We start from the raw sequence: 23278 nt of genomic DNA, 5'->3' as shown, positions 1-23278 counted from the left end.
ATCGACGTGCTGCAATGTTGCCCATGTCGGATAGCACCGCTGGGACGGATCTCACAGCCCTTGGACCGGTTTCCACCACCGAGGACGGCGGGCTGGCGCAGTACTACGCCTACCCCGAGAACCTGAGCTCCTGCTGGGTACGGGCCAATTTCATCAGCAGCCTCGACGGTGCCGCGACGGCCGACGGCCGCTCCGGTGCGCTCGGGGGCGCCGGGGACCGGGCCGTGTTCCGGCTGATGCGTGAGCTGGCCGACGTGGTGGTGGTCGGGGCAGGCACGGTGCGCGTCGAGAACTACTCCGGCGCCCAACTCGGGGTGGCCGAACGACAGCGCCGGCACGCCCGCGGGCAACGCGAGGTGCCGCCCATCGCCATGGTCACCCGCTCCGCTGACCTCGACCACGACCTGGCGGTGTTCACCCAGACCGAAGTGCCCCCACTGCTGTTGACCTCCCGCGACACCGCCGCCGACGCGCGCGCCCGGTTCGCCGGCCTGGCCGAGGTGTACGACTGCTCGGGCGCCGATCCCGCCGGCGTCGACCTCGGCGCCGCACTGCGCACCCTGGCCGGCCTCGGGTTGACCCGGGTGCTCGCCGAGGGCGGCCCCAGCCTGCTCGGCACCTTCATCGCCGACGGCCTGCTCGACGAGCTGTGCCTGACCATCGCGCCGACGGTGGTGGGCGGCGGGTCGAAGCGGATCGCCGATGGGCACCGCGAGCTGATCACCCGGCTGCAGCGCCGCCACGTGCTGACCGACGACGAGGGCTATCTGTACACGCGCTACAGCCGCGACTGATCCGGCGTCGACGATCGCTACTGTGGTCGGCATGCGTGTGGGGATTCTGTCGACGATCGCCGTGTCGTCGGTCGCAGTGCTGCTGACCTCGTGTGCCCCGCTGCTGGCCGCCAACCCGCGCTACGCCACCGACGACGGCGCCGGACCTCAGGGCGCGCCCACGACCACCGCCGAGGCCGACGGGCCACCGGCGCTGGAGGCACCCAAGAACGACCTGTCCTGGCAGGACTGCACCTCCAGAGTGTTCAGTGACGCTGCCGTGCCCGCGCTGCCGGGCATCACACTGGACTGCGCCACCTACGATGCCGACCTCGATTCGATCAAGGGCGCCAACGGCAAGATCACTATCGGCGTGGTGCGGGCCACCTCCGTGGACACCCCCGCCGACGCCGGCCCGCTGGTGATGACCACCGGCACGGACCTGCCCTCGTCATCGCAACTGCCCGTATGGCTATCCCGCGCCGGCTCCGACATCCTCAAGAAGAACCCCATCGTCGCCGTCGACCGGCGCGGGATGGGACTGTCCAAGGCCATCGACTGCCGCGACCTGTTCGACCGTCAGGAGATGATCGACCAGACCCAGTTCGAGCCCGGTGACGACCCGGTGGCCAACCTGAGCGCCATCGTGCAGACCGCCACCACCACCTGCACCGACACCATCGCCCCCGGCGATTCGGCCTATGACAACGCCCACGCCGCCGAGGACATCGAACGGCTGCGCAGCACCTGGGATGTCCCGACGATCGCGCTGATGGGCATCGGTAACGGTGCGCAGGTCGCGTTGGCCTACGCCGGGTCGCACCCCGACAAGGTGGCGCGGCTGGTGCTGGATTCGCCGCTGCCGCTGGGCATCGGCGCCGAGGCCGCCACCGAGCAGATGGTCAAGGGCCAGCAGGCCGCCCTCGACGCATTCGCCGCGCAGTGTGCCGCCACGAACTGCCCACTGGGCCCGGACCCCCGCGGCGCCGTCGACGCCCTGCTGACGGCCGCCCGCAACGGCGACGGACCCAACGGCGCCTCCGAGGCTGCCGTGGCGGACGCCATCACGACGGCGCTGGCCTTCCCGCGCGGGGACCGGGTCAGCGCCACCAACGCGCTGGCCGGTGCGATCGCCTCCGCCCGCGGCGGTGACACCAACGCGATGACCAACCTGATCACCCAGGCCGACACCCTCCGCCAGACCGACGGTCAGTTCGTCAACGGTTGCAGCGACGCGCTCAACCGGCCCACCCCGGACCGGGTCCGCGAGCTCGTCGTCGCCTGGGACCGGCTCTACCCGCAGTTCGGCAGCGTCGGCGCACTGCGGATGGTCAACTGCCTGAGCTGGCCCAGCGGCTCCGCACCGCAGGATCCCAAGGACCTCAAGATCCCGGTCATGCTGCTCGGTGTCCAGAACGATCCGATCGTCGGCAACGAAGGGGTGGCCGCGGTCGCCGCCACCGTCATCAACGCCGGTTCCACCAGCAAGCGGGTGATCTGGCAGGGCATCGGGCACGGCGCCGGCATCTACACGGCGTGCGCGCTGCCGCCGGTCATCGGATACCTGGAGAGCGGCAAACTGCCCGAGACCGACACGTTCTGCCCCGCCTGATCAAGCCCCGACGAACTGCGGTGTACGGTGCGCTGGTGTCGTTCCTGCCCTCCGGTGTGCTGAACGCCTTTCGCCCCAGCACCACACCGCCCAGCACCGCAACGATTCTGCGGTCGATCTTGTGGCCCATCGCCATCCTGTCGGTGATCCACCGCAGCTACGTGCTGGGCACCAACGGCTACATCACCGATGATTTCGGCCCGGTCTACCGCGCGGTGATCAATTTCAAAATGGGCTGGGACATCTACAACGAGAACTTCCATCAGGTGGACCCGCACTACCTGTACCCGCCGGGTGGGACGCTGCTGCTGGCGCCGTTCGGCTACCTGCCCGTCGACGCCGCCCGCTACTGGTACATCACCTTCAACGTGGTGGCCTTCCTGCTCGCGGCCTATCTGCTGCTGCGGATGTTCAACTACACGCTGAGTTCGGTCGCGGCACCGGCGCTGCTGCTGGCGATGTTCTGCACCGAATCCGTCACCAACACTTTGGTGTTCACCAACATCAACGGCTGCATGCTGCTGGGCGCGGTGCTGTTCTTCCAGTTACTGCTCAAGGGCGGAGTCCGCGCGGAACTGCTGGCCGGCGCCGCCATCGGCCTCACCTTGGTGGTCAAACCGTCGCTGCTACCGCTGCTGCTGCTACCGGTACTGAATCGCCAGTTCTACACCCTGATCACCGCTTTCGGCGTGCCGCTGATCTTCAACGCGGCTGCGTGGCCGCTGGTGTCGGACCCGATGAACTTCGTGCACCGCACCGTGCCTTACATCCTGGAGACCCGCGACTACTTCAACTCCTCGATCCTGGGCAACGGCATCTATTACGGCCTGCCGATGTGGCTGATCCTGGCGCTGCGTATCGGATTCACCTTGCTGGCCGCCGGCAGCCTCTACCTGCTCTACAAGTACTACCGCGAGCGCGATCCGCTGTTCTGGCTGCTGACCTCCTCGGGGGTACTGCTGACCGCGTCGTTCCTGGTGCTCTCACTGGGCCAGGGTTACTACTCGACGATGCTGTTCCCGTTCCTGATGACGGTGGTGCTGCGCAACTCCGTGCTGCACAACTGGCCGGCCTGGCTGGCGGTGTACGGGTTCATGACGATGGACCGCTGGTTGCTCGGGCACTGGCCGACCACCGGACGCTTCCTGGAATACATGAAGATCACCTACGGCTGGTCGCTGCTGCTGGTGGTGGTGTTCTGCGTGCTGTACTTCCGCTACCTGGACGCCAAGGCCGAAGGCCGGCTGGATTCCGGTATCGATCCGCCGTGGATGACGGATGAGCGTCGGCGCGCTAGCGTTGAATCATGACAATCCCGGGTCCCAAGCTCGAGCTGACCGACGACCAGTGGCGCGAGAAGCTCAACCCCGCCGAGTACGCGGTGCTGCGCCGCGCCGGCACCGAACGGCCCTTCACCGGCGAGTACACCGACACCAAGACCGCCGGGGTCTACGAATGCCGGGCCTGCGGCACCGAGCTGTTCCGCAGCACCGAGAAGTTCGAATCCCACTGCGGCTGGCCCTCTTTCTTCGATCCCGCCAACTCCGATGCGGTGATCCTCAAACGCGACGACTCGCTGGGAATGACCCGCATCGAGGTGATCTGCGCCAACTGCCACAGCCACCTCGGGCACGTGTTCGAAGGCGAGGGCTACCCGACGCCGACCGACCAGCGCTACTGCATCAACTCCATATCGCTGCGTCTGGTACCGGCCGGCGCAACTTCAGCAGACTGAGCATGTCCGGCGGCGTCAGCGGCGCACTGTAGAGATAGCCCTGCGCCACCTGGCAGCCGTAATCACGTAACAGCGTGGCAGTTTCGGGATCTTCCACGCCCTCGGCCACCGTGGTCAGGCCGAGTTCGTTCGCCAGATCGATGACGGCGCGCACGATGGCGGCGGCGCGCCGGTCGTCGAGGACTGCGGTGACGAAGCCACGGTCCAGTTTGAGTTCGTCGACGTACAGTTCCCGCAGATACGACAGCGCCGAATAGCCGCTGCCGAAATCGTCGATCGCGACGCGCACCCCGCCCTGGCGCAGACGCTCGATCACCGCACGGGCACGTTCGTGGTTGTCCAGCAGCAGGTCCTCGGTGATCTCGACGGTCAGCACCTCATGAGGCAGGCCACGCTCCTCCAGCGCCCGCTCCACCGTCTCCGGTAGGGCCAGATCGCTCAGTGACGGCGCGAACACATTGACCGCCACCGGCACCAGCAGACCCATGTCCCGCCATTCCGCGGTCTGGTTGAGCGCTTGGGACAGAACCAGTTCGGTGATCGGCCGCATCAGCCCGTGATCGCGGACCAGTTGCAGGAACTGGTCTGGCCCCAACAACCCCCGTTCGGGGTGCGGCCAGCGCACCAGCGCCTCCACCCCGACGATCGACTCGTCACGCAGGTCGAACTTGGGCTGATACGCCAGGGTGAGTTCCTGATTGGCGATGGCGTGCCGGAGTTGGCCGAGAAGCTGGAAGGCCACCGTGCTCTTCCGTGCCGCGGCCGCCGCGGCCCCGCGATCGTCGGCCTCGGGATGGGCATCGTCGGGCATGTCACTGGCGGAGTAGACGTGCACCCCGCGGATGCGCGACCGCTTGGCCGTGTACATCGCGACATCGGCCTGCTTCAGCAGGGTGTCGGCCGAGATCTCCGGCTCACCCGCGGAGGCACCGGCCAGGCCGGCGCTGGGGCACAACAACAGGGCGTGACCGTCGATGACGAACGGCTCGTCGAAGGCGCGCAGCACCTGCAGGGCAACGCGATGCGAGTCCTCGGTGTCCCCCTCCATCAGGACCACGAACTCGTCGCCGCCGATGCGGGCGACCGTATCGCTGGACCGGGCGGCGCCCAGGATGCGTTCGGCGGCCTGCACCAGCAGCAGATCACCTGCGGGATGGCCGAGGCCGTCGTTGACGAGCTTGAAGTCGTCGAGGTCCAGGGACAGCACCGCCACCGACTGCTCGTCGCGACGGTGCAGCGCCATCGCATGGGTCAACCGGTCCAGGAACAGCGCGCGGTTCGCCAGACCGGTGAGCGGGTCCTGCAGGGCCTGCGCTTCCACAGCCCGGAGCAGTCTGCGGTTCTCCGCCACCACGATGAACTGCCGCAGCAACACCAGCACGATCAGGACCACCGAGGCGAGCAGCGCCGGTGGCAGGCCCGGCGTTGCAGCAAACCGCACCAGCGCGGCGATCATGGCGAACACCAGCGGCACGTACGGCAGCCACATGGCCATCCGGGAAATCTCGCGGTCGGCCTCGGCAGCCCCACGCACCCACTTCTCCGGGTTCAGCGCGGCCAGCGCAATCAGCAGTAGACCGGCCGCCCAGCTCACGCTGCCGTAGGTGAGCACGGTGACGTCGTCGTGGGCGTTCGTGTAGACGAAAACGCCGTCCGCCACGGCCATCAACGTCATGCCACTGACCAACAGCGTCAACGCCCGCCGCTGCGGAGTGCGGGCCCGCCCCAGCACCAGCACCGCCACGGTGAGCACACCCAGATCCAGCACCGGATATGCCAGCGCGACCCCGACCGCGAACCGCGTGGCGTCACTGTAGTCGTTGAACACCTCGCCCAGAACCGTCCACCAACCGATCTGAAAGAACGCGACCGCCACGATGAACCCGTCGAGCGCCAGCCGGGTGTGGGTATATCCCGAAGCGCCCACGGGCACCATCAGCAGCCCGATGCAGACGAACACCGGCAGCATCAGATACGCGATGTCCGCAGCTGTCGGAAAGGGCGATTCAGCCAGCCACCACTCGTAATACGTCCAGATCGCCGATCCGACGGCGTAGCCGATCATGCCGATCGTCACGCAGATCCAGACCCGGCGCTGACGGCCACGGAACCGCCACGCGGCGTGGCCGCAGCAGGCGGTGACGAACAGCGCGAGGACGACGAAGCCGAGATCCTCCACGGCGATCCGCGCGGCCGGCGAGCCCCATCCACCGAGCAGCCACGCACAGAAAGCCAGGGTGGCGACCGTAGCCCCCACCCCGACCCGGACGCCTATCGGCATCCCAAGACGCTAGCAAACTTCTGCCGCGCGATGTCCCAGCGGCGTGACTTATTTACGGCAGCTTTGCCAGCAACTGCTCGACGGCAACCCGCGGACCGGTGAAGAACGGCGTCTCCTCGCGCACATGCCTGCGCGCCTCGGTATAGCGCAGCTTCCACATCAGTTCGACGATGCGGCCCAGATCGGGGCCCTCGAAGGCCAGGATCCACTCGTAGTCGCCCAGAGCGAAGGCCGGCACCGTGTTGGCCCGCACGTCCGGGTACTCACGCCCCGCCATACCGTGATCGACGAGCATCTTGCGGCGCTCGTCGTCGGGCAGCAGGTACCAGTCCAGCGACCGCACGAACGGGTAGACGCAGACGTAGTCACCGGGGTCCTCACCGGCGACGAAGGCCGGGACGTGGCTCTTGTTGAACTCGGCGGGACGGTGCAGCGCGACCACGCTCCATACCGGGTCGCTGGCCTGACCGAGGGTGGTCCGGCGGAACGCCGAGTAGGTGGCCTGCAGGTCTTCCACCCGCTCGGCGTGCGTCCAGATCATGTAGTCGGCGTCGGCCCGGAAGCCGGTGACGTCGTACAGGCCGCGGACGACGACGCCGTTGTCCTCCTGCTGCTTCAGGAAAGTCGAGGTCTCATCGATCACGGCCGACCGGTCCTGATCGAGCGCCTCGGGCTGGACGGCGAAGACCGAGATCATCATGTACCGGGTCATCGAGTTGAGCTTGTCGTAATCGAGCTTGGCCATGGGCCTATCGTGCCACGCCGGAGGTCACCAGCTTCGCGGCCGCCCTGGTGGCAGATCCCACACATGCGGGCACCCCGATGCCGTCCAGATAGCCACCCGCGACGGCCAGGTTCGGCGGCAGACCGGCCCGCACCTCGGCGACCAGATCCGCGTGTCCGGGCCCGTACTGGGGCATCGCGTCGATCCAGCGCTGCACCCGGTAGTCCACCGGGTCGGCGGCGATGGAGAACACCTTCTGCAGATCCTGCAGCGACCAGTTGAGCAGCTCGTCATCGCCGACGCTACGCGCCAGCGTGTCCCCGAACCGACCGTAGGACAGCCGCACCAGCTCCACGTTGCCGCGCCGGCCCCACTTGCGTGACGTCAGGGTGATTGCCTTGGTGTGCAACTGTTCTCCGGTGGCGACCAGCACTCCGGACTGATCGGGCAGCGGGGTGCCGCCGGGTAGCGCGAGGGCCACCAGCGCGGTCGAGGCCACCCCGATCCGGCGGGCGGCGGCCGCGCTGCGCGGGGCGACGTGCTCGACGAGCCGGACCAGCCGCGGCGCGGGCACGGCGAGCACCACCGCGTCGGCCGACCAGTGGCCACCCTCATCGTCCATCAGTTCCCAGCCCCGCGCGGTGCGCTCCATCCGGCTGATCCCGACGTGGGCCCAGCGCAGGTCGGCCCGCCGGGCCAGCTCGTCGATCAGGACGCGGTAGCCGCCGTCGAGGGCACCGAACACCGGGCCGGGTTGGGGTGCGGGAAGCGCGTTTCGGACCGCCTCGGTCAGGCTGCGGGCACCGTGGTCCAGCGCGGCGGCCAGCGCCGGCAGCGCCGAACGCACCCCGATGGTGGCGGCCGACCCGGCGTACACACCGGTCAGCAGCGGCTCCACCGACCGGGTGACGACCTGCGCGCCGAAGCGGTCACCGACCAGTTCACCGACCGACGGGTCGGCGGACGGGCGCCAGGTGAAGGCGCGGCGGTGTTCGTCGGCGATCTGGGCCACCGTCGCGGCGTCGACCAGCCCGGCCACCGACTCGGCGTGGGCGGGAATGCCCTGCAGCGTGCCCGCCGGCAGCGGGTGCAGCCGGCCCTGGCTGTAGATCAACGGCCGGGCGCCGGCACTGGCGACCTGCCGTCCGGACAGGCCCAGCTCGGCCAGCAGGGACGTCACCTCGGGGCGGCGGGTGATGAACGCCTCGGCCCCGACATCCATCGACATCCCGCCGACCTGCTCGGTGCGCAGCACCCCGCCGAGCCGGTCGGCCGGATCGAACAGCGTTATCGAGGCGTCCGGACCGGCCGCGACCCGCAGCCGGTAAGCCGCGGTGAGGCCCGAAATGCCTCCTCCGACAACGCAGTACGTGGGTTTCACAATGAATGCACCAGCGAGACGAGCTCTGTCACCACCCCGGGGTCGGTGGGCGGCAGCACACCATGACCGAGGTTGAAGATATGACCGGACGCCCCGGCGGCGATAGCCGCGCGGCCGTCCTCGACGACAGCCCGGGCGGCACGGTCGACCACCGGCCAGCCGGCCAGCAGGACGACCGGATCGAGGTTGCCCTGTAGCGCCGTGCCGGGCCGCACCCGGCCCGCCGCGGCTTCCAGCGATGTCCGCCAGTCCACGCCCACCACGGTGGCCCCGGCCTCACCCATGGCACCGAGCAGTTCTGCGGTGCCGACCCCGAAGTGCGTCATCGGCACACCGCGATCGGCCAGCGCCGCGAAGATCCGGGAGCTGTGCGGCAGGACGTGGCTGCGGTAGTCGGCCAGCGACAGCGTCCCGGCCCACGAATCGAACAACTGGATGGCATCGACGCCGGCGTCGAGCTGGGCGGCCAGGAACTCGATGGTCAGATCGGTGAGTGAGGTCATCAGCGCGTGCCAGGTCTCGGTCTCGCCGAACATCATCGCCTTGGTCTTCTCGTGGTTGCGGCTGGGTCCGCCCTCCACCAGGTAGGACGCCAGCGTGAACGGCGCACCGGCGAAACCGATCAGTGGCACCTCACCCAATGCCGCGACCAGCAGCGACACCGCGTCGCTGACGGGTGCCACCTGGGACCGCTCCAGCGGCTTGAGCGTGCCGACATCGGCACGGGACCGGATCGGGTGCTCGATGACGGGCCCGACGTCGGGCACGATGTCCAGCGCGACGCCGGCGGCCTTGAGCGGCACCACGATGTCGGAGAACAGGATGGCCGCGTCGACGCCGTGCCTGCGCACCGGCTGCAGGGTGATCTCGCAGACCAGCTCCGGGTCGAAGCAGGCGTCCAGCATCTTGTGGTTGGCACGAAGGGCGCGGTACTCGGGCAGCGAACGTCCGGCCTGGCGCATGAACCACACTGGGGTGCGGCTCGGGGTGCGGCCGGCGGCAGCGGCGAGAAACGGCGACTCTGGCAGGTCACGACGGGTGCTCATCGAGCCCTATGGTGCCATGTGTCCGGAGATCGGCGCGCCTGCGCACGGGTGAGACGAGATGGGTCTAGCGTCCCACACTGTGACGTCCGCCGAACCGGCTCAGTTCCGCACCGCGGTTGCGGCCATGAATGCCGCTACCGTTCGGCCGGAAATCGAGTTGGGACCGATCCGACCGCCGCAACGGCTGGCTCCCTACAGCTATGCGCTGGGCGCCGAAGTGCGCCACCCCGACGCCCCGGTCGTGCCGGAACGCTCCGAGGGCGATGCCTTCGGGCGGCTGATCCTGCTGCACGACCCGGAAGGCGCCGAGGCCTGGGACGGCACCATGCGCCTGGTCGCCTACATCCAGGCCGACCTGGACTCCACCGAGGCCGTCGACCCGTTGCTGCCCGAGGTTGCCTGGAGCTGGCTGGTGGACGCGCTCGCCGAACACGGCGAGGCCGTCACCGCACTGGGCGGCACCGTCACCGCCACCACGTCCGTCCGTTACGGCGATATCTCCGGTCCGCCACGCGCCCATCAACTCGAACTCCGCGCCTCCTGGACGGCCACCAACCTCGAGTTGGGCCCGCACGTGCAGGCGTTCTGCGAGGTCCTCGAGCACGCGGCCGGCCTGCCGCCTGCCGGAGTGACCAGCTTGGGTTCCCGCACCCGCGCCTGATGACCGAGCCCGAAGAAGAGTCCGGCGACACACCCGAACCGGAAGCGACTCCCCTACTGGCACCTGCCGACGGTGTGCCGCCGGTCGCTCTCTATCCCAGCGACATCGTGCGGGCGGCCGAGCTGTTGGCCGGTGGCACCGGGCCGTTTGCGATAGACGCCGAGCGCGCCTCGGGTTTCCGCTACTCCAACCGGGCCTATCTGGTGCAGATCCGCCGGGCGGGCGCGGGCACCGTGCTGATCGATCCGGTGAACCATGGCGGCGATCCCCTGCAGGTGATGGCTCCGCTGGCGAAGGTGCTGGCCACCGACGAGTGGGTACTTCACGCCGCCGACCAAGACCTGCCGTGCCTGGCTGAGCTGGGGATGACGCCGCCGAGCCTCTACGACACCGAATTGGGTGCCCGGCTGGCCGGATTCGAGCGGGTGAACCTCGCCGAGATGGTGCGCCGCCTGCTGGGGCTGGGCCTGGTCAAGGGTCACGGCGCCGCCGACTGGTCCAAGCGCCCCTTGCCCGCGGACTGGCTCAACTACGCGGCGCTGGACGTCGAGGTGCTCCTGGAGTTGCGGGCCGCGGTGGCCGCCGCGCTCGAGGAGCAGGGCAAATCAGATTGGGCGGCACAGGAATTCGAGTTCCTGCGAACCGCCGAACCCACCGTGACCCGGCGTGACCGGTGGCGCCGCACCTCTGGGATTCACAAGGTGCGCGACCCCCGGGCGCTGGCCGCGGTGCGCGAACTGTGGACGGCGCGCGATCAGATCGCTCAGCGCCGCGATATCGCGCCGGGCCGCATCCTGCCCGACGCGGCGATCATCAATGCCGCCACGGTGGATCCCGATACGGTCGAAAAGATCGTGGCGCTACCGGTTTTCGGCGGTAGCCGGCAACGGCGCAGCGCGCAGGTGTGGCTCGACGCGTTGGCCAGGGCCCGCCAGGACCCGGACCCCCCGACGGGTTCCGAACCGCTCACCGGGCCACCGCCGCCGGCCCGCTGGTCCCGGCGCAAGCCGGAGGCCGCCGAACGGCTGGAGGCCGCCCGCAGCGGTTTGTCCCAACTCTCGCAGAAGGTTTCGGTTCCCACCGAGAACCTGTTGATGCCCGACACCGTCCGGCGGCTGTGCTGGGACTGGCAGCCGGTCGAGGACGTCGCGTCGACCGTCGAGCAATTCCTGGTCCAGGCCAAGGCCCGGCCGTGGCAGCGTGAGCTGACGGTGCCGGTGCTGACGACAGCATTGACGACATCGCCCGACGCGTCGTCGGATTGACGAGCGGGAACACTCGACACCTGCGAGCTGGAGGACGCCCAACGTGGCCGAAAAGGAAGAGACGCACGACGAAAAGGACCGCCAGCGGTTCGCCGACCGCGTCCTCAGCATCGCCGAAGACGCCGTGTACTGGGCCATCGCGGTCATCCTGGTGGCCGGAGCGGTGGCCCTGCTCGTGGCTCAGGTCAAAACCATGTTCTCGTTACTGGACACGCCCACCTCCAACGTCATGCTGGAACTTCTGGACGGCGTGCTGCTGATCTTCATCTTCGTCGAATTGCTCTACGCCGTGCGGACCAGCCTGCGGTCCCACGAGATAGCCGTCGAGCCGTTTTTGATCGTCGGAATCCTGGCTTGCATCAAGGAGATTGTGGTGCAGTCGGTGGAAGCGGCCAAGCTCGTGGGTCAGGGGCCGGAGTTCGCCAGGACCATCGTCCAGACCGGGGTGCTCGGCGCACTGGTACTGGTACTGGCTGTCGCAGCGTGGGTGCTGAGGCAGCGCAGTCTGGCGGCTCCGCTCCAAGACGAGGGCGAATGAGCGCCACGGGGTTTACAGCGGTAGCCGAGTTGCCTAGTCGGACTTCCGCACCGACATGTCGGCATCGGTGTCGAGTTCGGAATTGTTCAGCGCAGCGACCCAGCCGGTGATCTGACGAGCGATGTGCTGATCGGTCAGACCGATCTCGGTGAGCACCTCGCTGCGCGAGCCATGCGTCTGGAACTCCTGCGGCACGCCGACATCGCGGCACGGCACGTCGATCTCGGCCGCACGCAGCGCAGCGGACACCGAGGACCCGATGCCGCCGTGCAGGCCGTTGTCCTCGAGGGTGACGACGAGCTTGTGCGCGGAGGCCAGCTTGTGCAGGGCCTTTGGCACCGGCAGCACCCAGCGTGGGTCGACGACGGTCACACCGATGCCGTGCTGCTGCAGACGCTGCGCGACCCCGAGGCCCATCCGAGCGAAAGATCCGACCGCGATCAGCAGCACGTCCTCGGAGGAACCGGTGCCCGGCTTGGCCAGGATGTCCACCCCGTCCCGCCGTTCGAGAGCCGGAATGTCCTCGCCCACAGAACCCCGTGGGAATCGGATGGCCGTCGGGCCGTCCTTGACCTCGAGTGCCTCGCCGAGTTCCTCTCGTAGACGCAAGGAGTCACGCGGTGCCGCGACCCGCATACCGGGGACGATGCCCAGGATCGACAGGTCCCACATGCCGTGGTGGCTGGCGCCGTCGGGACCGGTGACGCCGGCGCGGTCCAGCACGATCGTCACCGGAAGCTTGTGCAGCGCAACGTCCATCATCATCTGATCGAAGGCGCGGTTGAGGAAGGTCGAATAGATCGCGACCACGGGGTGCATGCCACCCATCGCCAGACCGGCGGCCGAGGTCATCGCGTGCTGCTCGGCGATACCGACATCGAAGAGCCGGTCGGGGTAGAGCTGACCGAAGGCCGCGAGGCCGGTCGGGCCCGCCATCGCCGCGGTGATGGCGACGATGTCGCGCCGGCGCTTGGCGATCTTGATCAGCTCATCGGAGAATGTTCCGGTCCAGCCCGGTGCCGACACCGCGGTCGCCTGCCCGGTGAGCGGGTCGATGATGCCGCAGGCGTGCATCTGCTCGGCCTCGTCGGCTTCGGCGGGCGCGTAACCCATGCCCTTGCGCGTGACGACGTGCACGATGACCGGTGCGTTGAAACCGCGGGCGTGCCGCAGCGCCGCTTCCACGGCGTGCTCATCGTGGCCGTCGATCGGGCCGACGTACTTCAGGCCGAGATCGGTGAACATGGCCTGCGGCTGGAGTGCGTCCTTCAGGCCCGCCTTCACGCTGTGCATGCACTGGTAGCAGACCTCGCCGATGAGCGGCACACCGCGAACCACGTCGCGGCCCTTCTCCAGCAGCTTCTCGTAGCCGGGCTGCAGCTGCAGGGCGGCCAGGTGGTCGGCCAGCCCGCCGATGGTGGGGGCGTAGCTGCGGCCGTTGTCGTTGACGACGATGACCACCGGGCGCTTGGCGGCGGCGATGTTGTTGAGCGCTTCCCAGCACATACCGCCGGTCAGCGCGCCGTCACCGACGACGGCGACGACGTGCCGGTTGCGGTGCCCGGACAGCTCGAAGGCCTTGGCCAGACCGTCGGCGTAGGACAGCGCGGTGCTGGCGTGGCTGGACTCGACCCAGTCATGGTCGCTCTCGGCGCGCGCCGGATAGCCCGACAGGCCGTCCTTCATCCGGAGCTGGTCGAAATCGTCGGCGCGCCCGGTCAGGATCTTGTGCACATAGGACTGGTGGCCGGTGTCGAAAATGATCGGATCGTGCGGCGAATCGAAGACCCGGTGCAGCGCCAACGTCAACTCGACGACACCGAGGTTCGGGCCCAGATGTCCACCAGTTGCAGCGACCTTGTGAATCAGGAATTCACGGATCTCACCGGCCAGCTCGTCGAGCTGCGACTGGGACAGGTGCTGCAGATCGGCGGGACCGCGGATCTGTTTAAGCATCCCGCCAGTTTAGCCACGTAACACCCGTCAGTCCTGTCGAGGCTGGTAGATGTCGGGCACTCCGTCTTGATCGGCGTCCGACGTTTCCTCTTGCTCGATCCGCCGATAGGCGGCGTTTCTGGTGGCCAGCAGCACCGAGGCGAGCAATGCCGCGAGCAGGGACCCCACCAGTACGCCGACTTTCACAAATTCGTCACGTTCCGAGCCGAGCCCATAGGCGAGGTCGCCGATGAGCAGTGACACCGTGAACCCGATACCGGCCAGCATCGAGACGCCCAGCACGTCCACCCAGCGCAGCGAGGAATCCAGTTCGGCCCTGGTGACCTTGGACAACGTCCAGGTGGTGAGGAAGATGCCGATGGGTTTGCCGAGCACCAGACCGAGCACGATGCCCAGCGTGATGGGATCTCTCAGGGCCGAAGCGAGGCCACTGAAACCACCAAGGCTCACTCCGGCTGCGAAGAATGCGAACACCGGGATCGCAATGCCCGCGGAGATCGGGCGTGTCCGATGCTCGAAAGCTGCGCACCGCGCGGCGGGCACCGCGAAGCCCAACAGCACACCGGCGACGGTGGCATGCACCCCGGATTCGTGCACGAACACCCAGGTCATCGCGGCAAGCGGGATCAACGCCCACCACGCCTTGACGCCGCGCTGGACCAAGACCGTGAACACGCCGAGCGGTGCCAGCGCCAACGCCAGCGCGCCGAAGTTGATGGATTCGGAGTAGAAGAACGCGATCACGGTGATCGCGAGCAGGTCGTCGACGACCGCCAGCGTGAGCAGGAACATCCGCAGCGCGGCGGGCAGGTGGGTGGAGATCACGGCCAGTACCGCCACCGCGAAAGCGATATCGGTCGCCGTCGGGATGGCCCAACCCTTCAGCGCACCCTCGCCCCCTTGCGAGGCGAGCGCGACGAAGATCAGCGCGGGCACCACCATGCCGCCGATCGCCGCGGCGATCGGCAGTGCGGCCCGGCTCGGATCGCGCAGATCACCCACGACGAACTCGCGCTTGAGTTCCACACCCACGACGAAGAAGAAAATGGCGAGCAATGCATCGGCCGCCCAGGCGCCGAGGCTGAGGTCCAGGTGAAACCCGAAGGGTTCGCCGCCGAGCTTCAGATCTCGTAGCGCGAAATAGCTTTCCGCCCACGGCGAGTTGGCCCAGATGATGGCCGCGGCCGCAGCGATGAGAAGAATGATGCCGCCGACGGTCTCCTTGCGCAGGACCTCGCTGACGCGCTGGGTTTCCGGCCAGGATCCGAGGCTCAGCAGACGACTGCGGCGTTCTGTCATCGAGTTTCTCCCTTGGTCAGCGTCGCACGAACGCCGACCAGACTTCCCGGCACACCGCGCGTCACCTTACCGCTCGGGCTCGCGCTTCGCCTCTGTACGTCGACCGGTACCGATCCGCTTCGGTGCGCGTGACGGACTCCGCCCAGATGTTCGCCACCCCGCGCGAACCGGCGCGGAACGCGACGACGGCAAGGGCGAAAGTGCCTACCAGTGCGACACCTGCCCACGCAGCCAGGGAACTGCCGAACGCCAGCGCTGCCACGAACAGCCCCAGCGAAACGAAGCCGAGCAGAAAGAACAGATAACCGACGTACACGACCGTCGTTCCAGACGGCTTTCTCATCCCGAACACCTCTCTCAAGTCGCTACGCTACGTGAAGCGTAGCGATACACCGAGTGTAGCGCATAATGGCACCATGACGACGCCCCCCGATGTCGGCGACCGGATCGCCGAGACGGCACTGCAATTACTGCGTTCCAGTGGGCCGCGGTCGGTCACCGTGCAGGCCGTCCAGGCGCAATCCGGGGTCGCGAAGACGACGATCTACCGCCGCTATCGAGATCGGCGCGAGATGCTGCGGGCGGCGCTGGCCCAATTGATCACCACCACCCCGGCCCCACCGCGGACCGACGCGACGGCACGCTTGCACTGGCTCATCCGGCAGGCGGTCGGCGCAGTGGGTGACGGAATCGGGTTCGGCGGGTTCGCATCCCTGCTGACCGAGGAGGATCCCGAGTTCAGCGGACTCTTCCGGGAGGTCCTCGTCGCGCAGCGCGCCGACCTCGTCACGGTGATCGAGGAGATGAAAAGCGACGGCGACATGGGCCCGCGCGTCAACCCCGACATGCTGATAGACGCCATCGTCGGCGCCTATATCGCCGAGCGCGCCCGCACCGGACATGTGCAGGACGACTGGGAGTCGCGGCTCATCGCAATGTGGTGGCCGGCCTTACCGAACTGATCGACACCATCCGCGCAGCCCTGACAGAACGTTGAGTCAGTGGAGTCGTGTATCATCGAACACATGTTCGAACAGTTGGCGACCGATGATCTGCAGGCCCGTGAGGTGGCGCTGCGGGATCGGATCGCGGAACTGGAACGACAGAAGTCGGCCGCCGCTGCCGAGCAGGCCAGAGACACCGCGGAGTGGGATGCCATCCGCCGCCGGCTCGAAGCACGGGCGGGGGTGCCGGCCAAGCGGCGCGGACGCGGCCTCTCCTCGGAAATCGCGCTCGCGCGCCGCGATTCGACCAGCAAGGGCGATCAACACCTCGGGTTCGCGAAGGCGTTGGTCAATGAAATGCCCTGCACGTTGGCCGCTTTGGAAGCCGGTGTGCTCTCGGAATGGCGAGCCACGTTGATCGTGCGGGAATCGGCGTGCCTGACGGTCGAGGACCGCCGCCGGCTCGATCATCAGATGTGCGCAGACCCCGCCTCGCTCGATGGGTTGGGCAACAAACGGATCACCGCCAAGGCCAAGAACATCGCCTACGCGCTCGATCCGCAGGCCATCGTCGACCGGGCCGCCAAGGCACCCGAAGAACGCAACGTGACCAGCCGGCCGGCACCGGACAACATGGTGTACCTGACCGCGCTGCTTCCGATGGCGCAGGGCGTGTCCTGCTACGCGAGCCTGAAACGCGCCGCCGACACCAACCCCGACGGTCGCTCACGCGGCCAGACCATGGCCGACACCCTCATCGAGCGCGTGACCGGACGCCCGGCTGACGTCCCGGTGCCGATCACGGTCAATGTGGTGATCTCCGATGAGGCCCTGCTGGGGAACAGCGATGACGCCGCCGCGGTCCAGGACTACGAACCGATCCCGGCCGCCGTGGCGCGCAGGATGATCACCGAGGCCATCGACGAACAGGGTTGGGCCGAGCTACGCCGGCTCTACGCGGTCCCGGAGAGCGGCGCGTTGGTCGCGATGGATTCTCGCGCCCGCGCGTTCCCGGAGGGCTTGGCACAGTTCATCCGGCTGCGCGATCAGACCTGCCGAACCCCGTACTGCGATGCGCCGATTCGCCATATCGATCACAGCGCGCCGCACTCCCGCGGCGACCGCACGAACGCACGGAACGGTCGGGGCTCGTGCGAGCGCTGCAATTACGTCAAGGAACGACCGGGCTGGAAAGTCCGCACCCTTTTCGATCCGGACGGGCGGCACGTGGCCGAACACACCACTCCCACCGGAGCCACCTACCGATCGACGGCACCACCGATAGCCGGCGGTCTGCGCATCCTGACCCGCGACGTGCATCTCGTCACGGTGAACCGCGCGGCCTGATTACCGGCTGAGTACCGCCACACATTCCACGTGGTGGGTGAGCGGGAACGAATCGAACACCCGCAACTGCTCCACGGCATAGCCCTGTCGTCGGTACTCCCCCACGTCGCGGGCGAATGACGCTGCCTCACAGCCGATATGGATGATGCGCGACACCTCGGCGGCGGCCAACTGCTCGATGACCTCCCGGCCCGCGCCGGCCCGCGGAGGATCCAGCACCACCACATCGGCCCGGCTCTGCTCCGCCGACAATGCCCGGCGCACAGAATCCGTCACCACCGAGACCTGCGGCAGATCGGCCAGCGCCGCCCGCGCGGAGCGGGCCGCGCCACGAGACGTGTCGACGGTGAGCACCCGCCCGGTCACCCCCACGCCCTCGGCCAGCACAGCCGCGAAAACGCCTGCCCCGCCGTAGAGATCCCACGCCGTCATACCGGGCTGCAGACCGGCCGCCTCGCTCACCAGGGAGCTGTACACGCGCGGCGCATCGCGGTGGGCCTGCCAGAACGCAGTGACCGGAATCCGCCATTGCCGACCGTCGATCTCCTGCACGGCCTCATAGTCACCCTCGACGACCTGCGTGCTCGCCTTGCGCCCGCCGTTACGCGGACCGGCCTGCACCACATGTCGCCGCCCGTGGTCATCCAGGGCCACATGCAGCTGCGCCCCGGGCGGCCAGCGCGACCCGTCCAGGCCGTCGAGCATCCCGTCCGGCAACTGCGCGCAGTTCAAGTCGTCGGCCAACTCGGCGCTGTGATAGCGGTGGAAGCCCGCCCGGCCGGCTTCCGAGACGTCCAGGCGCACCCGGGTGCGCCACCCCGTCGCCCCGCGATCGCCGACTTCCTCGGCCACCCCGGACCATTCGTGGCCACCGAGGCGCTCCAGCTGATTGGCGACCACCGCGCCCTTGATGCGACGGGCGGCGGCCGGATCGGCGAATGCCAGATCACAACAGCCCGCGCCGTCCCGGCCGGCGATGGTGCACAGTGACTCGACGCGGTCCGGTGACGGCTCGATCACTTCGACAACATCGGCATGCCAATACGATCCGCGTTCGGACACCACACGCACCCGCACCACCTCGTCGGGCAGCGCGTAGCGCACGAAGACGACACGGCCGTCGTGGCGCGCCACGCAACTACCGCCATTGGCGGCCGGCCCTGTGGTCAGGATCAGGTCAGCCTCGGGTGCGGTCAATCAAGAAATCCTCTTCGTGCATCGCCGGGGGCTGACTGCGGCTGCAGTGTCTTGAGCCGCTCCGACGAGTTGAGCTGCCAGGGTACCGAAGTCACCATGACGTTCGGTTCGAAGAGCAGTCTGCCCTTCAACCGCAGCGCGCTCTGGTTGTGCAGCACCTGCTCCCACCAATGGCCCACCACGTACTCGGGGATGAACACCGTCACCACGGTGCGCGGTGATTCCTTGGTGACCCGTTTGACGTAATCCAGTACCGGCCGGGTGATCTCGCGATAGGGCGAGGCAATGACCTTCAGCGGGGTGCTCACGTCACTCTCCTCCCAGGTGTGCACGAGCTCACGGGTCTCGGCGTCATCGACGCTGACCGTGATCGCCTCCAGCACGTCCGGGCGGGTGGCCCGCGCATAGGCCAACGCCCGACGGGTCGGCAGGTGCAGTTTGGACACCAGCACCACCGCGTGGTTGCGGCTGGGCAGCACGACATCCTCCAGGTCGGCTTCCTGCTCGTCGAGCTCACGGGCCACCGTGTCGTAGTGCCTGCGGATCAGTTTCATGATCACGAACAGCACGGCCATCGCCAGGATCGCGATCCACGCTCCGGCGAGGAACTTCGTGATCACCACCACCACGAGCACCGCGCCGGTGCACAGGCAGCCGACCGCGTTGATCACCCGTGACCGCATCATCTTGCGCCGCGTCGCGGGGTCGTTCTCGATCTTGAGGAAGCGGGTCCAGTGCCGCACCATGCCGAGTTGGCTCAGGGTGAACGAGACGAACACGCCGACGATGTAGAGCTGGATCAGCGCGGTGGTCTCGGCTTGGAAAGCGATCACGAACGCGACCGCGGCGAACGCCAGGAACAGGATGCCGTTGGAGAACGCCAGCCGGTCGCCGCGGGTGTGCAGCTGACGCGGCAGGTAGCGGTCCTGGGCCAGGATCGATCCCAGCACCGGGAATCCGTTGAACGCGGTGTTGGCGGCCAGCACCAAGATCAGCGCGGTGACCAGGGCGATGAGGAAGAGCCCGACCGGGAAGTCGTGGAACACCGCATCGGCCAACTGCGCGATCAGGGTTTTCTGGTGGTAGCCGTCCGGGGCGCCGACCAGTTGTTCGGCGGGCCGCTCGGCCATCTTCACGCCGGTTTCCTTGGCCAGCAGGATGATCCCCATGAACAACGTGGTGGCGATCGCACCGAGCAGCAGCAGGGTGGTCGCGGCGTTGCGCGACTTGGGTTTCCGGAAGGCCGGGACACCGTTGCTGATGGCTTCCACACCCGTCAGCGCCGCGGACCCCGAGGAGAAAGCCCGCGCCACCAGGAACACCAACGCGAACCCGAGGATCTCACCGTGCTCGGTCCGCACCTCGAAATTTGCGGATTCCGCTTTGAGCTCGTGGCCCATCACGAAGATCTGGAAGAACCCCCACCCCAGCATGACGACCATGCCGATCATGAAGGCGTAGGTGGGGATGGCGAAGGCGGTGCCCGACTCCCGGATACCGCGCAGGTTCAGCGAGGCCAGCAGCAGGATCGCCACCACCGCGAACCACACCTTGTGCTGGGCGATGAACGGCACCGCCGATCCGATGTTGGCCATCGCCGAGGACATCGACACCGCTACGGTCAGCACGTAATCCACCAGCAGCGCGCTGGCCACCGTCAGCCCGGGCGTCGGCCCGAGATTGGTGGTCACCACCTCGTAGTCACCGCCGCCGGACGGGTAGGCGTGCACGTTCTGGCGGTAGCTGGCGATCACGATCAACATGACGGCGGCCACCGCCAGTCCCACCCACGGCGCGAACGAGTACGCCGACAGCCCGGCCACCGACAGCACCAGGAAGATCTCCTCGGGTGCGTAGGCGGTGGACGACAACGCATCGGAGGCGAACACCGGCAGCGCTATCCGCTTCGGCAGAAGCGTGTGGCCCAGCTTGTCGCTGCGGAACGGTCTACCGAGGACCAGCCGGCGCGTGGCGGTCGATAGCTTGGACACGAGTGCCAAGAGTAAGCGCACCCGGGTTTGGCTGTAGCGTTCCGGGTGCGCTGGTTGAATGGCGTGTTCGATGTTGCGGTATTCCTGGACAGCGGCCAGAGAGGACCGAGGGTGCGGGTAGTGGTGATGGGGTGCGGCCGGGTAGGCGCATCGCTGGCGGACGGCTTGGCCAGGATCGGCCACGAGGTGGCCGTGATCGACCGGGATGCGACCGCGTTCAACCGGCTGTCCCCCGAGTTCCCCGGTGAACGGGTGCTCGGCATGGGCTTCGACCGGGATGTGCTGCTGCGCGCCGGAATTCAGGAGGCGGGCGCCTTCGCCGCGGTGTCCTCGGGCGACAACTCGAACATCATCTCCGCCCGCGTGGCGCGCGAGACCTTCGGCGTCGAACGCGTCGTCGCCCGTATCTACGACGCCAAGCGCGCCGCCGTCTACGAGCGCCTGGGCATCCCCACCGTGGCCACCGTGCCGTGGACCACCGACCGCCTGCTCAACGTGCTCACCCGGGAATCCGAGACCACCAAATGGCGTGACCCGTCCGGCAACGTCGGCGTGGCCGAACTACCACTGCACGAAGACTGGGCGGGCCACGCGGTGACCGAACTGGAAGCCGCCACCGGCGGCCGCGTCGCGTTCATGCTGCGACTGGGCACCGGACTGCTGCCCGACACCAAGACCGTCATCCAGGCCGGTGACCATGTGTTCATCGCCGCCATCTCCGGCCATATCGCCGAGGCCCTGGCGATTTCGGCCCTGCCGCCGAGCGAGGACAACGACCGCTGATGAAAGTCGCCATCGCCGGAGCCGGCGCAGTCGGCCGTTCCATCGCCCGCGAACTCGTCGCCAGCCACGACGTCACGCTGCTGGAACGCGACCCCGAACACATCGACGTCGACGCCATCCCGGCCGCGCACTGGCGTCTCGGTGACGCCTGCGAGCTCAGCCTGCTGGAGTCGGTGCGTCTACAGGAGTTCGACGTCGTGATCGCCGCCACCGGCGACGACAAGGCCAACGTGGTGCTCAGCCTGCTGGCCAAGACCGAGTTCGCGGTGCCCCGGGTGGTCGCGCGGGTCAACGACCCCCGCAACGAGTGGCTGTTCGACGAGAACTGGGGCGTCGACGTCGCGGTGTCCACCCCGCGCATGCTGGCCTCGCTCGTCGAGGAGGCCGTTGCCGTGGGCGACCTGGTGCGGCTGTTGAGCTTCCGCAAGGGGCAGGCCAACCTGGTCGAGATCACCCTGCCCGATGACACCCCGTGGGGCGGCAAGGCCGTCAAGCGGCTCAATCTGCCGCGTGACGCGTCCCTGGTGACGATCCTGCGCGGCCCCCGGGTGATCGTGCCCGAGGGCGACGAGCCGCTGGAGGGCGGCGACGAGCTGGTGTTCGTGGCCACCGCCGACGCCGAGGACGAACTACGCGAGCTGCTGCTGCATCCTCAGGCGCGCTGAGCGGGCTCGTGCGCGTGTAGCGCCCGCTGCGCGGCTTTGATGGCGAAGTAGGTGATGACGGCGGCCACCCCGGTCAGCGGCCAGCCCATGGCGATCCGGGCGACCCCGAGCAGGCCGGTGTCGTCGGCGTCGTAGAGGTGGCGCTGCACCACGAAACGGGACGCGAAGACCGCCACCCAGGTGAGCGTCGCGATGTCGAAGGCCAGCACGGCCCGGCGCACCTTGCGCCAGTCGCGGTCGTGGTTGTTGACCCAGCCCCAGATGTAGCCGACGACGGGCCGACGGATCAGCACCGACAGCAGGAACACCGACGCCCACACCAGCGATGACCAGATGCCCAGTAGGAAATAGCCTTTGGATTCGCCGACCAGGTAGGCGATGAGCGCACTGATACCGACGCCCATGAACCCGGACACGGCCGGTTGCAGCGACTCCTTACGGATCAGCCGCCAGACCAGCACCAGCGCCGCCACCCCGAGGGCGGCGTAGATCGCGGGCATCAGCCCGAAGTTGGTGGAAACCGGCACGAACACCAGTACCGGCAGCGAGGAGTAGATCAGCCCGCTGATGCCGCCCATCTGCTCCAGTACGGCCTGGGCGCCCTTCTTGGGCGGCTCCTCGGCGGCAGCGTCGGCGGTGGATTGCTCGGAGTTCTGCTCCGTCACTTCTGAATCTCGTAGAGCGGGTTGTAGATGGCTTTGGTGCCGTTGTCGAGCTGGCCGAGGCGCCCGTGTACGCGCAGTGTCAGGCCGGATTCGATGCCCGCGATGCGGCGCTGCCCCAGCCACACCAGGGTGACCGAGTCGGTGCCGTCGAACAATTCGGCCTTCACGCCGCCGGCGCAGCCCTTGCCGTTGCACTCGACGCTGCGCAGGGTGCCGACCATGGTGACTTCCTGGCCGCGCTGACAGTTGATCGCCTTCTGCGCGCCGGTGCCGGCGGCCTCGTCGCTGAGTTCTTCGACGTCGAGTTGCTCGGGGTCTTCCGTCAGTCGGCGGGTGAGCCGACGCAGATACCCTTCGGCCGTAGCCATACCTCTCCCTGCCGCGGATCCGTCGTGGATCCACTACCTGACCAACG

22 protein-coding genes are annotated in these 23278 nt (G+C 68.0%); 11 read left to right on the top strand and 11 right to left on the bottom strand.

What is annotated here, in order from left to right; translation table 11 throughout:
• Positions 1-23: 23 nt before the first annotated feature.
• From ASE48_RS20135 to msrB, 4 genes are read left to right on the top strand one after another with little or no spacing between them, the layout of a single operon-like run.
• Positions 24-794, top strand: a complete 771-nt coding sequence (locus tag ASE48_RS20135; protein ID WP_057168896.1) for a pyrimidine reductase family protein — start codon at positions 24-26, stop codon at positions 792-794.
• A gap of 31 nt (positions 795-825) precedes the next feature.
• The gene (locus ASE48_RS20130; protein ID WP_057169020.1) at positions 826-2385 is read left to right on the top strand and encodes an alpha/beta hydrolase; all 1560 of its coding nucleotides are present in this window, start codon (positions 826-828) and stop codon (positions 2383-2385) included.
• 20 nt (positions 2386-2405) lie between these two features.
• Positions 2406-3695, top strand: coding sequence for an arabinofuranan 3-O-arabinosyltransferase (gene aftC, locus ASE48_RS20125; protein WP_057168895.1), 1290 nt, complete (start codon positions 2406-2408; stop codon positions 3693-3695).
• Between the two features lie 2 nt (positions 3696-3697).
• A complete protein-coding gene (gene msrB / locus ASE48_RS20120; protein WP_162264254.1) occupies positions 3698-4120 on the top strand; it encodes a peptide-methionine (R)-S-oxide reductase MsrB in 423 nt (140 codons plus the stop codon).
• Here the strand turns inward: msrB and ASE48_RS20115 are convergent.
• From ASE48_RS20115 to hemE, 4 genes are read right to left on the bottom strand one after another with little or no spacing between them, the layout of a single operon-like run.
• The gene (locus tag ASE48_RS20115) at positions 4068-6401 is read right to left on the bottom strand and encodes a putative bifunctional diguanylate cyclase/phosphodiesterase (RefSeq protein WP_082614303.1); all 2334 of its coding nucleotides are present in this window, start codon (positions 6399-6401) and stop codon (positions 4068-4070) included. The two genes, msrB and ASE48_RS20115, sit on opposite strands and share 53 nt — an antisense overlap.
• A 52-nt stretch (positions 6402-6453) precedes the next feature.
• The gene (gene hemQ, locus ASE48_RS20110; protein WP_057168892.1) at positions 6454-7146 is read right to left on the bottom strand and encodes a hydrogen peroxide-dependent heme synthase; all 693 of its coding nucleotides are present in this window, start codon (positions 7144-7146) and stop codon (positions 6454-6456) included.
• Between the two features lie 4 nt (positions 7147-7150).
• Entirely contained in the window at positions 7151-8506 is a 1356-nt protein-coding gene (locus ASE48_RS20105) for a protoporphyrinogen oxidase (RefSeq protein WP_057168891.1), read from the bottom strand.
• Positions 8503-9552, bottom strand: coding sequence for a uroporphyrinogen decarboxylase (gene hemE, locus ASE48_RS20100; protein ID WP_057168890.1), 1050 nt, complete (start codon positions 9550-9552; stop codon positions 8503-8505). Before hemE ends, ASE48_RS20105 begins: the two co-directional genes overlap by 4 nt.
• Before the next feature lie 79 nt (positions 9553-9631).
• Here hemE and ASE48_RS20095 point away from each other — a divergent pair, with 79 nt between their 5' ends.
• The 3 genes from ASE48_RS20095 to ASE48_RS20085 are packed head-to-tail and all read left to right on the top strand — an operon-like array spanning position 9632 to position 12016.
• A complete protein-coding gene (locus tag ASE48_RS20095; protein WP_057169019.1) occupies positions 9632-10213 on the top strand; it encodes a DUF3000 domain-containing protein in 582 nt (193 codons plus the stop codon).
• Complete coding sequence (locus ASE48_RS20090) at positions 10213-11478, top strand: HRDC domain-containing protein (protein WP_057168889.1); 1266 nt, start codon at positions 10213-10215, stop codon at positions 11476-11478. The genes ASE48_RS20095 and ASE48_RS20090 overlap by 1 nt, the downstream gene beginning before the upstream one ends.
• Before the next feature lie 43 nt (positions 11479-11521).
• On the top strand, positions 11522-12016 hold the full coding sequence (locus ASE48_RS20085; protein WP_057168888.1) for a phosphate-starvation-inducible PsiE family protein: 495 nt from the start codon (positions 11522-11524) through the stop codon (positions 12014-12016).
• A 33-nt stretch (positions 12017-12049) separates the two neighbouring features.
• On the opposite strand, the gene dxs is transcribed toward ASE48_RS20085, so the two are convergent.
• From dxs to ASE48_RS20070, 3 genes are all read right to left on the bottom strand, one after another.
• Positions 12050-13972, bottom strand: a complete 1923-nt coding sequence (dxs, locus tag ASE48_RS20080; RefSeq protein ID WP_057168887.1) for a 1-deoxy-D-xylulose-5-phosphate synthase — start codon at positions 13970-13972, stop codon at positions 12050-12052.
• Between the two features lie 27 nt (positions 13973-13999).
• Positions 14000-15271 (bottom strand): Na+/H+ antiporter NhaA, encoded by a 1272-nt coding sequence (gene nhaA, locus ASE48_RS20075; RefSeq protein WP_057168886.1) that lies wholly within the window; start codon positions 15269-15271, stop codon positions 14000-14002.
• A gap of 61 nt (positions 15272-15332) precedes the next feature.
• Positions 15333-15632, bottom strand: a complete 300-nt coding sequence (locus ASE48_RS20070; RefSeq protein WP_156409295.1) for a hypothetical protein — start codon at positions 15630-15632, stop codon at positions 15333-15335.
• Between the two features lie 55 nt (positions 15633-15687).
• Here ASE48_RS20070 and ASE48_RS20065 point away from each other — a divergent pair, with 55 nt between their 5' ends.
• On the top strand, positions 15688-16233 hold the full coding sequence (locus ASE48_RS20065; protein WP_057168884.1) for a TetR/AcrR family transcriptional regulator: 546 nt from the start codon (positions 15688-15690) through the stop codon (positions 16231-16233).
• A gap of 63 nt (positions 16234-16296) precedes the next feature.
• A complete protein-coding gene (locus ASE48_RS20060; protein WP_057169018.1) occupies positions 16297-17562 on the top strand; it encodes an HNH endonuclease in 1266 nt (421 codons plus the stop codon).
• Here the strand turns inward: ASE48_RS20060 and ASE48_RS20055 are convergent, their stop codons facing one another.
• Together ASE48_RS20055 and ASE48_RS20050 are read right to left on the bottom strand one after the other, a co-directional pair.
• Entirely contained in the window at positions 17563-18759 is a 1197-nt protein-coding gene (locus tag ASE48_RS20055; RefSeq protein ID WP_057168883.1) for a class I SAM-dependent RNA methyltransferase, read from the bottom strand.
• Positions 18756-20750 carry an APC family permease gene (locus ASE48_RS20050; protein ID WP_057169017.1) on the bottom strand — a complete coding sequence of 665 codons (1995 nt, stop codon included), beginning with the start codon at positions 20748-20750 and terminating at the stop codon, positions 18756-18758. The genes ASE48_RS20055 and ASE48_RS20050 overlap by 4 nt, the downstream gene beginning before the upstream one ends.
• A 111-nt stretch (positions 20751-20861) precedes the next feature.
• Between ASE48_RS20050 and ASE48_RS20045 the strand changes: the two genes are divergently transcribed.
• Both ASE48_RS20045 and ASE48_RS20040 read left to right on the top strand, forming a co-directional pair.
• On the top strand, positions 20862-21533 hold the full coding sequence (locus ASE48_RS20045; protein WP_156409294.1) for a potassium channel family protein: 672 nt from the start codon (positions 20862-20864) through the stop codon (positions 21531-21533).
• Positions 21533-22198 carry a potassium channel family protein gene (locus tag ASE48_RS20040; RefSeq protein WP_057168881.1) on the top strand — a complete coding sequence of 222 codons (666 nt, stop codon included), beginning with the start codon at positions 21533-21535 and terminating at the stop codon, positions 22196-22198. Before ASE48_RS20045 ends, ASE48_RS20040 begins: the two co-directional genes overlap by 1 nt.
• On the opposite strand, the gene ASE48_RS20035 is transcribed toward ASE48_RS20040, so the two are convergent.
• Both ASE48_RS20035 and ASE48_RS20030 read right to left on the bottom strand, forming a co-directional pair.
• Complete coding sequence (locus ASE48_RS20035; RefSeq protein WP_082614316.1) at positions 22186-22776, bottom strand: DUF3159 domain-containing protein; 591 nt, start codon at positions 22774-22776, stop codon at positions 22186-22188. The genes ASE48_RS20040 and ASE48_RS20035 overlap by 13 nt on opposite strands.
• Before the next feature lie 83 nt (positions 22777-22859).
• Positions 22860-23231, bottom strand: a complete 372-nt coding sequence (locus tag ASE48_RS20030; protein WP_057168879.1) for an OB-fold nucleic acid binding domain-containing protein — start codon at positions 23229-23231, stop codon at positions 22860-22862.
• Between the last annotated feature and the right edge of the window lie 47 nt (positions 23232-23278).

This window comes from Mycobacterium sp. Root265, from assembly GCF_001428895.1.
Taxonomy (GTDB): Bacteria; Actinomycetota; Actinomycetes; order Mycobacteriales; family Mycobacteriaceae; genus Mycobacterium.
Note: the sequence above shows the minus strand (reverse complement) of the source record. Positions and strands in the feature narration are given on the sequence as shown.